This window comes from Acinetobacter genomosp. 15BJ, assembly GCF_000400715.1.
Taxonomy (GTDB): Bacteria; Pseudomonadota; Gammaproteobacteria; order Pseudomonadales; family Moraxellaceae; genus Acinetobacter.
Window position 1 is genome coordinate 447,691 of record NZ_KE007347.1, and the last position, 13,723, is coordinate 461,413.

At 39.8% G+C, this 13,723-nt stretch carries 12 protein-coding genes and 1 other RNA gene; 8 read left to right on the plus strand and 5 right to left on the minus strand.

From position 1 onward, the window contains the following. Positions 1-173: 173 nt before the first annotated feature. From F896_RS11905 to F896_RS11895, 3 genes are all read left to right on the plus strand, one after another. Positions 174-629: a phasin family protein gene (locus F896_RS11905; RefSeq protein WP_004807968.1), complete on the plus strand. Its 456-nt coding sequence runs from the start codon at positions 174-176 to the stop codon at positions 627-629. Positions 630-797: 168 nt separating this feature from the next. Beyond that, positions 798-1,070 (plus strand): HU family DNA-binding protein, encoded by a 273-nt coding sequence (locus F896_RS11900; protein WP_004639426.1) that lies wholly within the window; start codon positions 798-800, stop codon positions 1,068-1,070. A gap of 139 nt (positions 1,071-1,209) precedes the next feature. Next, entirely contained in the window at positions 1,210-3,081 is a 1,872-nt protein-coding gene (locus F896_RS11895; protein WP_016163331.1) for a SurA N-terminal domain-containing protein, read from the plus strand. Between the two features lie 62 nt (positions 3,082-3,143). Here the strand turns inward: F896_RS11895 and F896_RS11890 are convergent, their stop codons facing one another. After that, positions 3,144-4,004 (minus strand): YbgF trimerization domain-containing protein, encoded by an 861-nt coding sequence (locus F896_RS11890; protein ID WP_016163332.1) that lies wholly within the window; start codon positions 4,002-4,004, stop codon positions 3,144-3,146. A 324-nt stretch (positions 4,005-4,328) separates the two neighbouring features. Here F896_RS11890 and ffs point away from each other — a divergent pair. Continuing rightward, positions 4,329-4,425, plus strand: an RNA gene (ffs, locus tag F896_RS20390) — signal recognition particle sRNA small type. 10 nt (positions 4,426-4,435) lie between these two features. Here ffs and F896_RS11885 read toward each other — a convergent pair. The 4 genes from F896_RS11885 to F896_RS11870 form a co-directional block, all read right to left on the minus strand. Further along, the gene (locus F896_RS11885) at positions 4,436-4,918 is read right to left on the minus strand and encodes a regulatory protein RecX (protein ID WP_016163333.1); all 483 of its coding nucleotides are present in this window, start codon (positions 4,916-4,918) and stop codon (positions 4,436-4,438) included. 41 nt (positions 4,919-4,959) lie between these two features. Further along, complete coding sequence (gene recA, locus F896_RS11880; protein ID WP_004807961.1) at positions 4,960-6,006, minus strand: recombinase RecA; 1,047 nt, start codon at positions 6,004-6,006, stop codon at positions 4,960-4,962. Between the two features lie 169 nt (positions 6,007-6,175). Further along, positions 6,176-6,604 (minus strand): RNA-binding S4 domain-containing protein, encoded by a 429-nt coding sequence (locus tag F896_RS11875; RefSeq protein WP_016163334.1) that lies wholly within the window; start codon positions 6,602-6,604, stop codon positions 6,176-6,178. After that, the gene (locus F896_RS11870) at positions 6,588-7,292 is read right to left on the minus strand and encodes an HAD-IA family hydrolase (RefSeq protein ID WP_016163335.1); all 705 of its coding nucleotides are present in this window, start codon (positions 7,290-7,292) and stop codon (positions 6,588-6,590) included. The genes F896_RS11875 and F896_RS11870 overlap by 17 nt, the downstream gene beginning before the upstream one ends. 11 nt (positions 7,293-7,303) lie before the next feature. Here F896_RS11870 and F896_RS11865 point away from each other — a divergent pair, with 11 nt between their 5' ends. The 4 genes from F896_RS11865 (at position 7,304) to F896_RS11850 (ending at position 13,707) form a co-directional block, all read left to right on the plus strand. After that, entirely contained in the window at positions 7,304-8,161 is an 858-nt protein-coding gene (locus tag F896_RS11865) for a 3'(2'),5'-bisphosphate nucleotidase CysQ family protein (protein WP_016163336.1), read from the plus strand. Positions 8,162-8,212: 51 nt separating this feature from the next. Beyond that, complete coding sequence (locus F896_RS11860; protein WP_016163337.1) at positions 8,213-8,944, plus strand: histidine phosphatase family protein; 732 nt, start codon at positions 8,213-8,215, stop codon at positions 8,942-8,944. A 199-nt stretch (positions 8,945-9,143) separates the two neighbouring features. Next, positions 9,144-12,257: a M66 family metalloprotease gene (locus F896_RS11855; RefSeq protein ID WP_016163338.1), complete on the plus strand. Its 3,114-nt coding sequence runs from the start codon at positions 9,144-9,146 to the stop codon at positions 12,255-12,257. Positions 12,258-12,444: 187 nt separating this feature from the next. Beyond that, positions 12,445-13,707 (plus strand): hypothetical protein, encoded by a 1,263-nt coding sequence (locus F896_RS11850; RefSeq protein WP_016163339.1) that lies wholly within the window; start codon positions 12,445-12,447, stop codon positions 13,705-13,707. Positions 13,708-13,723: the final 16 nt, after the last annotated feature.

Consider the following 13,723-nt stretch of genomic DNA (forward strand, 5'->3'; position numbering starts at 1 on the left):
TAAAATCTGTAAACTTTGAGTATCCTTACTCAATTGTTAAAAATAATTTACATGACTTTATTGCTTTGTAGAACAGTTTTTTAAAACGATCAAGTCTTAACTTTGATATTATAAAAACATTTTTATGGTTAAATACGACATACTGTTTGTAAAGAGCTTAGGAGTAATGGTCAATGGATAACTCAAACATAGAAAATCCTAACGAAGAAGCTGAAGTAAAAACTAAGCCAAAATCAAAGAGTTCTAAAAAATCTGCACTAGATTTCAAAAAATATACACAACAAATTTGGCTTGCTGGTTTGGGTGCTTTTTCACGTGCTGAAGAAGAAGGAAATAAATTGTTTGACTCACTGGTCAAGGTTGGTGAAGAGCTTGAGTCGAAAACAGTCGATTTCGCAGACAATACTGTAGGCAAGGTCACAGAGAAAGCCAAAGAGTCTGTAACAGATACTAAAGACAAGGTTGAAAAGATTTTAGATACAGGAGTGAATCACTCTTTGAATCGTATTGGCTTAGTGACGCCGAAGGATCTTCAGCATATCGAACAGCTTCTTGTGCAGTTGCATATCAAAGTGGATGCTTTGATTGAAGAAAATAATCAATTGAAGGCTAAATTGAATAAAAAGTAAAAAAAATGCAGGTAACTGGTCCGTTTATGTCGTTTTTCAGTATTTATTTTAATTAAAAGGTCTTTCTAGTATTGCGTTCTCCCCCAAAGCATTGCTATAAAGGCGTCATGGCCTTTTAAACTATAGCCTTGGATCTTAACAAACGATATTAAGAGGATATTTTTTATCATGAATAAATCAGAATTAATTGATGCGATTGCTGAAAAAGGGGGAGTGTCTAAATCGGATGCTGGTAAGGCACTCGATGCGACAATTGCATCAATCACTGAAGCACTTAAAAAAGGTGACACGGTTACTTTAGTTGGTTTCGGTACTTTCAGCGTGAAAGAACGTGCTGCTCGTACTGGTCGTAACCCTAAGACTGGTGAAGAACTTCAAATCAAAGCAAGCAAAGTACCTAGCTTCAAAGCTGGTAAGGGTTTAAAAGATTCGGTTGCGTAATCTTTTTAAATCAATAAACGCACCATTCAGGGTGCGTTTTTTATTTATTGAATGAAAAAGTTAATTTGATCTTTATTCTCCATTCATTCGTCTTTGTTTTTCAGTTAAAATTGCCCCGAAATAAAATATTGGAATTCTTATGGAATCGTTTCGTACTCTCATTAAGGGTTGGTTGGGTAAAGTCCTGCTCGTTTTGTTTTTGACCCCTTTAGCACTTGTAGGGATTGAAGGATATTTTAGTGGTAGCAATAAAGCAGACGTTGCGAAATCGGTAAACGGTCAAGATATTTCTAACAAAGAATTAGAAAGTGCAACCAAAAATTATAAAGACCAATATTTATCTTTGGTCAAAGGTGATGAATCACTTTTAAATTTACCTATTATTCAAGAAAAAGCATTAGATGCATTGATTGCACGTAGCTTATTACAGCAACAAGCTGAAAAGTTAGGTATGACTTTAAGTGATGTACAGCTTGAGCAAATGTTGGCTCAGCAACCTAGCTTCCAAGAAAATGGACAGTTTTCACAAAAATTATATGAAAACTATTTACGTTCAGTGGGTATGACGAATCAGGCGTTGATTGCTAGCTTGCGTCAAGACCATGCACTTAAAATGATTTCAACATCATTGATGGATTATGCATTGGTGAGCAAGTCTGATGTACAGCAGTTAGCTAATTTACAAACTGAACAACGTACTTTGCATTTGGCAAGTATCAAGTTAGATGATTATAAAAAGGGCGTGACTGTATCGAATCAAGAAATTGCTGACTATTACAACAAGCATAAAAACGAGTTTAAGCAAGTTGCCAGTGTCGATGTTGATTATGTCGTACTTACACCAGCATTATTGCCGAAAGCAAACCTTGCGGTAACTGAGGCTGATTTACAGCAAGCTTATACTGCATTTGTGGATAAGCAACAAAAAGATGTAAAGCGTGAAGTTAAGCATATCCTAATTACCACAGATGCACGTGATGACGCAGCCGCTCAAAAGCTTGCTAATGAAGTTTACGCTAAAATTCAAGCAGGCGAGTCATTTGCTCAAGCAGCAGCTCAGTACTCTGAAGATCCAAGCTCTAAAGCAAATGGTGGTTTAGTTGAAGCCTATGCACCTGGTGTGTTCTCAGCTGACTTTGATAATGCGGTTACTGCATTGAAAAATGGCCAGATTTCTAAACCTGTTAAAACACAATATGGTTATCACATCATTGAAGCCAATGCACCAGTTGCCAATATTCCTTCTTTTGAGGCTGAAAAAGCACGTTTAACGGCTGAGGTTGAAAAATCTAAGGCGGCGAATTTATTCAGTGATACAGTGAATAACTTAAACGAAATGGTTGTAGGTGGCGATTCACTTGATGTTGTTGCGCAAGAAGTGAAAGGTGCGCGTATTGAGTCTGCTGATGCCGTAACTTTAACAACCGATAATCCATATTTAAGTGATTTGAGTGTTAAAGCAAAATTGTTTAATGATGATGTGAAAAACGGTGATCGTAATGCATCTTCAAATATTCAAATGGCGAATGGTGATACGATTTGGATTAAAGTACGTAATTACCATGCAGCAGGTGTAAAACCTTTAAACGAAGCAACTGCTGATGTAAAAGCCAAAGTAATTGAAGCAAAAGCATATAAAGCAGCTCAAGCGAAAATTGCAACAATCCTTGCTGACTTTAAAACTCAGCCCGCTGCTCAGGTGGTTGCTAAATCTCAAGTTACTTTTGAAAATGCAGGCACATTCGCTCGTTCACAAGGTTTAAAACGTCCAATTGAACGTGCAGCATTCAGTATTCCTGCACCAAGCAAAGATGGTTTATGGTCTGCAACAACTGCCAAGTTGCCAAATGAATTAGTGATCGTTGCAGTTTCAAATGTGAATAGCAGCGTAGCAAGCACTTTACCAGCAGAACAGTTACAAGAGTTGAATAAGCTTTATCAACAGTTCCGCGGTCAGCAGGTCTTGGAAGACTATACTGAATACTTAAAATCACAAGCAAAGATCAAATAAGTTTGTTCTAAGCATAAAAAAGCCAGTTTGTTCAAACTGGCTTTTTTATTGGAGGCGATAAACTATTTTTTCTGAATAAATTTAGCTTCTTCAGATTGTGGGTATTGGCTGATCAGCTTAGTTTTATATTGATTTGCTAAAGCAGTATTTTTATCGACTTCTTTGGCAATGCTATATAACTGATAAACCGCACGAGATGCTTTGGCTGAGTTTGGATAGCGAGTCGCCACAATATTATAGTTCTGCTTTGCTGCTTTATAGTCTACAGGTTCTACAGCTAGGTAGAATTCAGCAAGCCAGAAGTATGCATTCCCGACATAAATACCATTCGGATGGTTTTTAATGAAGTTTTGCATTGGTTGAATGGCTTTTTTTGCACCACCTTGTTTGTAGGCATCAAGTGCAACGGTATAGGCAGCTTTTTCTAACTCGATTTGATTGGTGGTGTTACTGGTTGTCGCTGTATTAGGCTGTGGTTGGGAAGCAGGTGGTTGTTGTACTTTAGCGGGTGCTGTTTGTTGCTGCTGAGCTGGGGCCGTTGGTGCAATCGTAGGTGCTGCAGCCTCTGTATTGGCTGTTGCGGTTGCAGCAGTTCCGTCTTGGGCTTCAAGGTTTTCTTCTGGCGGATCAATTTTTTGCGAAAGTAGTTCTAAGCGTTGATCAAGATCCGTATAGCGATTGGTGAGCTCTTTCTTTAATTGCTCTATCGCATTGTCATGTTCTTCAAGTTGACCACGTAACTTACGAATTTCTTCTTCAAGTTTTTGGTTCTTTTGCATGATTTCCCAGTTCAAGCTTGGAGAACCTGCAACAACATTATTGGCTTGCTGCTGGCTTAAAGAGCGCGATTCAATAGGAACATTGGCATATAAATGTGCACTGCTGAGCAGGGCAATAAAAAGTACGGAATGCTTTTTTAGCATAAAAATTCATCCATAAGTTGAAATATAAAGCTGTGGTCGGACAAGTCTTCACCTTTTACTTGCAACACATCAGATATAGATTTTTGATTAAGCCATTAAAACAGCAACTCATTTAAATGCAATAAGCATTTACAATCTTCAAGCACTTTTGAAGGGAATTGGTTGGTTATTGTTTAATGTTTAAACACAATTAAAATAAATAGATAACAAATATATGGAGGTTGGTGAGGAATTAGGCAGTTGAGTTGAAAACTCACTGAAAAACAGAGACAAGGCTTGCAACTCAGATAAAAATCTCTATACTTTGTCAGGCAATGGTAGCCCTGCTGGTAGCTTCGCAATTGTACTCTACGAACCCCGCCAGGACCGGAAGGTAGCAACGGTAGTAGAGCTATGATGTGCCGAAGTCATGCTGGTAGGGCTGCCACCATTTATTCTTCTTCGCTCGTTCGAGCAATCGCTTTCATAATTACCCCCATATCAAAACCACGATATTGTAAAAATCGAATTTGTTTTGCTTTGATTTTAGGGTCAGTTGCGACTTCTTCTCCAAATTTCTTGAGCTTAAGCTGATAGGCTTGATCGAGCCAGTTCACTTCTTGAAGTTCTTCAGTAATCAGCTCTGTATCCAGTTGTTTTGCCTTCAATGCCTGTTTGATTCGTTGTAAGCCCTTACCTTTTCTAATTTGGCTGGCGAGGGTGAGTTCCGCAACGCGTTGGTCGCTCTGATAGTTCTGTTGTGCTAGCTCTTCCACAAGGTTTGCCACTTCATTTGGATTGATTGCGTAGAGATTCAGTTTGGTGATTAATTCGGCTTGTGAATAATCACGACGCGTGAGCAGGGCAAAAGCATAAGAACGTAATCGTTGCCCGGTCAGCGTTTTGGGTTTTTCGGTTTTATCTGAATTGAACATGCTTTCCTCATGAAAAAAAACGCCCCGAAGGGCGTTTCAGTTTAGATTTCTAGTAAATCTGGTTCTTCTTCAATCTCATTTTGAGCTGCTTCATTTTTATTCTTGGTGAGAAGCTGTTCACGAATGATTTTTTCAATTTCTTGAGCCATTAATGGATTCTCTTCAAAATGACGAATCACATTGTTTTTACCTTGCCCAATTTTGTTACCTTGATATGAATACCAAGCACCTGCTTTTTGAACAATATCTTGTTGAACGGCTAGATCAACGAGTTCACCCAACTGGTTGGTACCTCGACCATACATGATCTGGAAGACCGCTTCTTTGAACGGAGGCGCCATTTTGTTTTTAACAACTTTAACGCGCGTTTCGTTACCTGTAATTTCATCGCCTTCTTTTACTGCACCGATACGACGAATATCTAAACGTACAGATGCATAGAATTTAAGCGCATTACCACCAGTCGTTGTTTCTGGACTACCAAACATGACACCAATCTTCATACGAATTTGGTTAATGAAGATCACCATACAGTTTGAGCGTTTTGCATTACCTGTGATCTTACGTAGTGCCTGACTCATCAAACGCGCTTGTAAGCCCATGTGTGAATCGCCCATTTCGCCTTCAATTTCAGCTTTAGGCGTCAATGCAGCAACGGAGTCGACAACGATGAGGTCAATTGCACCTGAACGAACCAACATGTCAGCAATTTCTAATGCTTGTTCACCGTGGTCGGGTTGTGAAACCAATAGATTATCAATATCTACACCAAGTTTACGTGCATATTCAGGATCTAAGGCATGTTCTGCATCGATAAATGCACATGTACCGCCATTCTTCTGACATTGTGCAATCGCTTGTAATGTCATGGTGGTTTTACCTGAAGATTCAGGACCGTAAATTTCAACAATACGACCCTTAGGTAATCCGCCAATCCCTAATGCGATATCTAATGTTAAAGAACCCGTAGAAACAGCTTCAACCGCTAACACAGTGTTATCGCCTAAGCGCATCACGGTATTTTTACCAAATTGCTTTTCAATCTGACCTAAGGCAGCTTGTAGCGCTTTACTTTTATTATCATCCATCTCAAAACCTCAAAACTTTATTTCTTAACGACTAACCCAAGTGGATGTATTGAATCTCAACTTGTTGGGACTTGAGTATAGTGGCAGATTCTAGTTGTTTATTCTACATCTGATCTGTGTCTATGCGACACGAGATGACGCATCCAAAAATAGAAAATATTCATCCAGCTTATTCATCATGATAAGACCAGGATTGTACATTTTCTTGTTTAAAACGATTGATATCACGACGATCTTTTTTACTTGGCCGATGATCAGGTCGGGCTAGATTATGCAATTTTCGTTGTGAGGCATGCAACTCTCTGCGAGTAATACTTTCTGCTGTTTCTTCATAAAGCAGTTGTGCCATCGGTGCACCACCGCGGATGGCGGAAAGTGCTTTCACAACCACAGTTTTTTTATCGAGACCCTGTTGAATGGTGAGTTCCATTCCAACACGCACATCTCTAGAAACTTTGACGCGATCATTGTTGTGATGGACTTTGCCACCTTCAATCGCAGCTTTGGCAATTGAGCGTGTTTTAAAAAAACGAGCTGCCCAAAGCCATTTATCAATGCGCATGGCATCCATGCTGTCTGGTTCATGCTGTTTTGGCATCTGTTACCTGTTGGTTGGTTTCAAGATAATCAAAAAGTTCAGTTAAATGATCAAGTACAGGGTATGGCAGCTCAGTTGCAGCTCTCGCAGCTTTGCTACTAGACGGCTGTAGAATACTGAATAACTGGCGGATACCAAAGTCTTCTGCGCCTTTGAGCACGGCAACTGTATCATCGATAAATACTGCTTGTGCGGGATCAAATGGGTGCAACTGTTGTAGCTTTTGCCAAAAAGCGACTTCTTCTTTGGCATGCCCTAATTCTTCGCTACTGATCATAAGTTCAAAGTAGGGGCTAAGTTCTACATTTTCAAGTTTGAGTTGTAAGCCTGCACGATCTGCATTGGTCAGTAACCAACAACGATAACCTTGGGCATGGAGTTGCTGCAATAGTTGATGACAGCCAACACGAGCACGAATTTTTTCGCGATGCTCGTACTGTAGTTGCAATACATCAACTCCAACTTTAGCCGTCCAGTACGCCGAAGAATACCAAGATAGTGTATGCTTATGTTGTTGGTAAAATTGAAACAGTGTTTGTTGGCTTTGCTCCAGCGTACATTGATGTACTTGAGCGTGTCGTTCAGGCAAACAATGATTCCAAATAAAATCATCAAAGGCTAAATCGAGTAAGGTGCCATCCATGTCAAACATGGCGATTGGTTGCTGCTGTAAATCTGAATATGACATAAGGTTGGTCTATGTTTATTAAAACGCTTGCCCCACAAGATCAGTTAATTTCACAACTTGTTCCGATCATGGCGCAGGCAAGTCAAATATTGTTGGAAGAATACCAAAGTTATTGTGCTGGTTGCGAGTTTAATATTCAGGAAAAAAGCGATGATTCGCCTGTAACGCAGGCTGATTTAAAGGTAAATCACTTTTTATTAAAGCACTTAGCCACAGTTACACCACAATTACCTGTGTTATCAGAAGAGAGTGATTACTCTGCTCGAGCAGCATGGCAGCGCTGCTGGATGCTTGATCCACTGGATGGGACTAAAGAGTTTATACATGAGCGTGACGAGTTTACGATTAATTTGAGTTTGATTGAGGATCATCAAACCACCTTCGCTATTATTGCTGTGCCATGTGAGCAGGTGATGTACATTGGCTATACTTCGCAATTACCTTATAAATATAGTTTTAGCCAACAACAATGGTTTCAATACCAGATCGAAGAACATAATTGGGTGGTACCGCTGCAAATTGGTTTAAGTCATAGCAGTAAAAATCCTAAATATAAAAACTTTATTGAACCGATTTTGCAGAATCGTGAAGTTGAGCGTCGTGAAGCAGGCAGTGCTTACAAGTTTTGTATGATGCTTGAAGGTGAAATTGACATTTATCCTCGGTTCCATCCAACCTCAGAATGGGATACTAGTTCAGGGCAAGCTCTGCTAGAAAGTATCGGAGGTGGTCTAATGACCTTGGATCAAAAACCATTTCTATATAATCAGCGTGAAACGGTTTTGAATGGCGGCTTTATCGCTTATCGAGATCAGCATTGCAAAAATATTGCATATGATGCGCTCAGTCGTTCTGGCATTTTAGATTGAGTGTTATCTGGCTCATGCTATAGTGAGTTAAATTAAAGCCTGTATGTGAATATGACTCTGCACTTATTGCCTAAAAGTATGTTTGAAGCAATTGATTTACTTCCAGATGCTTCTACACCTGTGACTTTGTTTACGCGTCATTCTTTACGCGAATTGGTGAATGGGCAAGGTTTGGCTGGTTATGATCTACAGTTGACTGAGCAGGGGCGAGATCTGGCTTATGCTTGGGGACAATATTTAGTTCAAAATACGGATCGGGCGATTCAGCATTGTATTTCCAGTCCGATTCAGCGCTGTGTAGATACAGCTGCCTTAATGATTGAAGGGGCTGATGAGACACGCAAAGCGGTTAATACCCATCAGATTGAAATTGTTGAACAACGTTTATTGGTTGAGCCTGGCAGCTTTGTTTTAGACATACAACAGGCAGCCCCTTATTTCCGTAAACAGGGCGCATTAGGTTTTATTAATAGCTTTGTGAATAATGCTTTGCCAGGGATGAAACATCCCATTACGGGCGTATTTGATGTATTGGAATTGCTTTATCATACCCATCCTACACAACAGAATGGTTTAAGCTTGGCTGTAAGCCATGACACGATTCTTGCTGCAATTGTTGCGGTGATCTCAGGTAAAAATCAAATAGAACAAATGGATTGGCCAGACATGATGGAGGGTTTATTTGTATGGTTTGAGGGTGAGGATTTTAGTAGTAGTAAGCTAAAATGGATTTGGCGTGGTAAGCGAGAAGAATTGGTTATTCAAGATTTTAAAAATACATAGAATAAAAAACAAACTAATTTTTTTGCACGTAAATGGAAATTTTTTATCTAAGTTGCGGTTCTTTTTTATTTTTAAAAATTAACACCTCTCAGCTGTTTTAGCTGTTAGTATATATAAATACATGATTTATATTAATTTTAACTAATTAACTTAATTTTCCATTAACGATAATTTATCAAGTTTTTCTTGGGGAAGTGTGATGCAATTACAACTTAAACATTTAACGGTTTGTTTGCTATCGGCCATGCTCGTCGCTTGCGGTGGTGGTGGTGCAGATCATTCAAATGCAATAAATAATACTGAGCCGCCAAAAAATGATCATGGTACGGGAGGAAATACCAACCCTACACCTGGTGATGGAACCAACGAGCTACCAGGGGATGGAACGCCAGAGACACCAAATAATGGTTCAGGGACTACTGTACCTGAACTACCGAATGGCGGTAATACAAGTTCGGGAGGCATTACACCAGAAGTTCCAAATACTGGTAACAATGGTTCAGGAACTACAACGCCTGAAACGCCGAATAATGGTAATAACAGTTCGGGAACAACAACACCTGAAACGCCAAATGGTGGTAATACTGGTTCGGGAGGTGTTACACCAGAAGTTCCGAATACTGGCAATAATGGTTCAGAAAATACAAAACCTGAAACACCGAATAATGGTAACAATGGATCGGGTAACACGACACCAGAAACACCAAACCAAGGTGGAGGCGGAAATACAGAAACACCTTCTATTCCACCTGTAGTAGAAAAGTATCCGGAACCTCGTAAAAATATAATAGATGAATCGGTGCTTGGTTTTTATGATTACGATAAGCTTGGGTTGCCACGTCTACTGCGTAATGACTTAAATGGCAGTTTTGCTGCGATGCTGCAATTTGCACAAAGTCATGTGGTCAATCCTAAGAATAATGAAAAAGACTCAATGCCACGTCTAACAACAGAAAAAGATGCCTTGTTGTTGGTGACACCATTGGCAGAAATGGGTGATTTACAGAAGCTACAAGTCGAAATTTATCAAGGTAATCAACTACTCAGAACGGTTAAATTAAAAGAGCCATCAAGAATTGCAGCCTCTGATCAGTCAAATACTGATGGTCGTCCGCCTGTGAGTTACTCTAAAAGAGCATGGACGGTTGCTTTAAAATGGAGCGAAATTCGTGCCGGTTTACATCTTCGTGTGGTTGATCCGCTGAATAATCGTAGTGGTGATTTAACTGCTGACAACATTGATTTGGCTGCACCAGGTGAATTGGTGGTACAAAATATCCGTTTGGGTTTATTAACAGACCCACCGAAGTCAACAGGTCATTATATGTTGCTTGAACCTGCAAAGGCAGGGACAGATTATTTTCAGACCATTCCTGCTGCACGTATGATCGTGACCAAATATGAGGATTTAAAGCTGAATAAAGTCATGGTCGCAAGCGGTGTAATCTATGACGCGGCAAGTGCAACCACAGGCGATGTTTATAGTGGTGATATGCGTGAAAATACAGCTAAGTCAACCTTTGGTGTAGGGATTAATTTAGCCAACTGGGGAATTACCAGTGCTTCAATGGCGAGCCAAGAACAACCACAAATTACTCAAAGTGTGGTGGCGCATTATGCACGCGGCAAATATAGTAATGGTGAGGCAACCCATGGCCTAAGTGGTGGTAATGGCATGCTGACTTTGATTGACTCTGTGGGTAACGAGTTTAGTCATGAAATTGGCCATCATTATGGGCTGGGGCATTATCCGGGTTCTGTCGGAAATAATATGTTCTGGGCAGCGCATCATGCGGATAGTGGCTGGGGCTACATTGCATTTAGAAATAAAATGCGTGGTAATCTCAATTGGACAAATACCAATCTAGGGGATGGTGCAAATGGTGTACCCAACTTCCTGAATAAATATGCGTATGGTTGGGATGCGATGTCTGGTGGTGCGACGGCAAGTAGTATCTCTAAATATACCCATTACACTGGTTATAGTACCTATTTAAAAATTCAGCCTGCATTTGACCGTTATGTCTGGGATGCAACTTCTCCAACGGGTTATAAAAAATGGAATGCGATAACTCGTGTGATGGAGGTTGCTCAGCCTAAAACACCAAACTCAAGTAATGTTTGGTATAACCGTGCTGATGGTAATTACTTGAAACCAAAAATGTTTGGTGTACCAGTATATACAATCTTGGGTGGATATGATCCAGAGGCGCAAGTTGGCTTGGTTTATCCTGCTGCGAAAGGTAACTGGGGTAATGTATTTGATCTGCCACAAGCCAATCCGAATGCAGTAACAGCAAGTTGCTGGTTGAATGTGCAGTTTGCCAGTGCGAGTCAAAATATCGCTTTAGCACCGCAACGAATGAATTCGAATAGCAACGCCAATAAGTTCCATGTCAACCTTGCGCAGAGTGAAGCACCACAGCAAGTGAATTTGTATTGTAAAAAAGCCAACCAGGCAGCAGTACTACTTTCAAGTACGTCTATTCCTGCGAATACAGTGGCCCTAGCACCTGCAGTTGAGATTGGTAAAGAGGCTGAATATTCAGCTCTTAGAGCGATTGAACTACCTCAATTAGAGCAAGCTTTAGTTGAGAATAAAAACAAGCCAGTTGTAAATCTTTCGACGGATGCAAAGTTACTATTTGATTCGTATAGAACCTTTAAAGATCAACTATCGCCTGATGCTCAAAATGAGATGGTGCGTTATACCCAGCAGCAAATTAAGCTTTATCGACTCAATCGCTGGATTAATGTATATCGTTCAGACTTGACCAATTTAAATGCCGATGCATTAAGTGCATTCCATGCTTTTGTTGAAAAGTTAGAACTCAAAGGTGATTTGAATTTTGCATCAAGTACCAGTTTATTAAATAGAACCAATTGTTTAAAAGCTGAGAAGTTGGCGAATGGTGATTTAAATGCATTTATTAGTGGGTCAGCAGGCTGTGTCGGTGATGACTCAGAGAAATGGATTTATGATGCATTGGGTAAAATCCATAATAAGCAATATATAGATCAGTGTTTAACAACGACATCTGGCAATGTTATCAATCTGACACCTTGCAGCAGTGCAAGTAGTCAAGTGTGGGAACTTGATACTACTGCACAGGCGATTAAGCAATCGAATCAGTGCTTCGACTTGGAGGGGGGGTACTTAACCAATAATCGTGCACGTCTAATTCGCTATCGTTGTACGAGTGGTGCGAATCAAAAATGGACGATTCCAGTCGTAAATAACAGCCTCGTTCTTGCTGGTTTGTCTGCGAAGAATCTGGTATTGGCGACTAAGGTTTTACAATCTAGTCCTTAATGATTTGAGCGTTTTATCTCAAAGTTATAAGTTGATGATATGAAGTCCTTCGGGACTTCATATTTTTTTATGCAGAATATTTTCTTAGAAAGTTGAAAAAATAGTAAAAGTGCACTTTTAAAATGTAGAAATTTTCGTCATGATAGGCTTATAAAAAGAGAAACTTGACGCATAATTGGATAAAAAGATGTTATTAAACACGATTTACTTATGGGAGCCTGAGGTTTTTACAGGTAAAGTCCCTTCAGAAGATGATTCACATCAAGTTGCTTTTGAACTGCATCAACAATATCGCCACATCTCTAGTCATGGTAGAACTTTGCAAGCGTGGTTGAGCTTATTTAGCAACAAGATTTGTGATCCGCAATACCAATCTTATTTTTCTGAACAGACGCAACAATGGGTACAAGGGATTAAGACCAAGTTTGCTCAGGGTTTATGCGCTAGTGTGCAACTGGATGTGCTAGCACATGAAGCACAAAATGATGCGGTATATCGAGTCTTTTATGAGGCTGCGCATGAAACAGGAATTGGCTTCTATGAGTCGAATTATAATGTGTGGGGAGTTGGTGAGTTACAATCCCCTGAAAATGCGGTTTCAAATATGTTGCAGCCATATTTGTTAGAACCTTTAAAAATCAAAGTGACTGAATCAATTTCTGAGCCTAAAAAGCAATTCAATCATTTTCAAACACCACAAAGCATGCCAGAAGCGGAACAACTGATCAGTCAATGGTTTGAGCAGCAAAGCTATACCCAGTATTTAAAGTTGGATGTATTTAATGTTGCGCATGATTTTATTTCAAACTGGGGCAATATCGGACGGCCTGAATTGGCGTTGGATACAGGGTATCGTTGTTTTTTACTCACCCAAAAGCAGCTTGGTATTTTCTATCAGTTGAAAATGGTACTTAGAAAATTAACAGTCAGTCCAATGTTGTCTTTTGCGATGGATTTTACGGATCGCTTTATTCCTGATCAATTGCAAGGGCAGTTATCTGAGCGCTTGATTTTTCGTCTACGTTCAATGGATGTGCATAAAAATACGGGGCAGAAAAATAACGTAGAACCGAGTTTTGCATTGATGGGGCGTTGGGATACGCAAACAGATATTCAGAATTTCTTTACTAACTTGGATGCTTATATCAATTTTATTTTTTCAAATCTGGGGCAAGGCCGGTTAGAGGTATTACAGGCATGGGCTTACGGTGATATGCCAGCAGATCTTAAAATTGATCTAGATTTTCGTTTTGAGTTGATGATGATTGCATTAAGCCAAGATCAGTTGTATTTACAAGAACGCTATCAACAGCATAAGGCTTTATTGATGCAGAGTCATGCCCGAGCGAGCGATTTGGGATTGTTGGAAGAGAGTTATACATTATGCCAGAAGTTGCTCAAGATCGTGACAGAGGCAGGTACGGGCTTACAGCCTTATATAAAAAATTAAAGGCAATAAAAAAGCC

Excerpts from the sequence above, each read along its gene's own strand:
- F896_RS11905 (WP_004807968.1), top strand. The coding sequence starts at position 174 with ATGGATAACTCAAACATAGAAAATCCTAACGAAGAAGCTGAAGTAAAA.
- F896_RS11900 (WP_004639426.1), top strand. The coding sequence starts at position 798 with ATGAATAAATCAGAATTAATTGATGCGATTGCTGAAAAAGGGGGAGTG.
- F896_RS11895 (WP_016163331.1), top strand. The coding sequence starts at position 1,210 with ATGGAATCGTTTCGTACTCTCATTAAGGGTTGGTTGGGTAAAGTCCTG.
- F896_RS11890 (WP_016163332.1), bottom strand. The coding sequence starts at position 4,004 with ATGCTAAAAAAGCATTCCGTACTTTTTATTGCCCTGCTCAGCAGTGCA.
- F896_RS11885 (WP_016163333.1), bottom strand. The coding sequence starts at position 4,918 with ATGTTCAATTCAGATAAAACCGAAAAACCCAAAACGCTGACCGGGCAA.
- recA (WP_004807961.1), bottom strand. The coding sequence starts at position 6,006 with ATGGATGATAATAAAAGTAAAGCGCTACAAGCTGCCTTAGGTCAGATT.
- F896_RS11875 (WP_016163334.1), bottom strand. The coding sequence starts at position 6,604 with ATGCCAAAACAGCATGAACCAGACAGCATGGATGCCATGCGCATTGAT.
- F896_RS11870 (WP_016163335.1), bottom strand. The coding sequence starts at position 7,292 with ATGTCATATTCAGATTTACAGCAGCAACCAATCGCCATGTTTGACATG.
- F896_RS11865 (WP_016163336.1), top strand. The coding sequence starts at position 7,304 with ATGTTTATTAAAACGCTTGCCCCACAAGATCAGTTAATTTCACAACTT.
- F896_RS11860 (WP_016163337.1), top strand. The coding sequence starts at position 8,213 with ATGACTCTGCACTTATTGCCTAAAAGTATGTTTGAAGCAATTGATTTA.
- F896_RS11855 (WP_016163338.1), top strand. The coding sequence starts at position 9,144 with ATGCAATTACAACTTAAACATTTAACGGTTTGTTTGCTATCGGCCATG.
- F896_RS11850 (WP_016163339.1), top strand. The coding sequence starts at position 12,445 with ATGTTATTAAACACGATTTACTTATGGGAGCCTGAGGTTTTTACAGGT.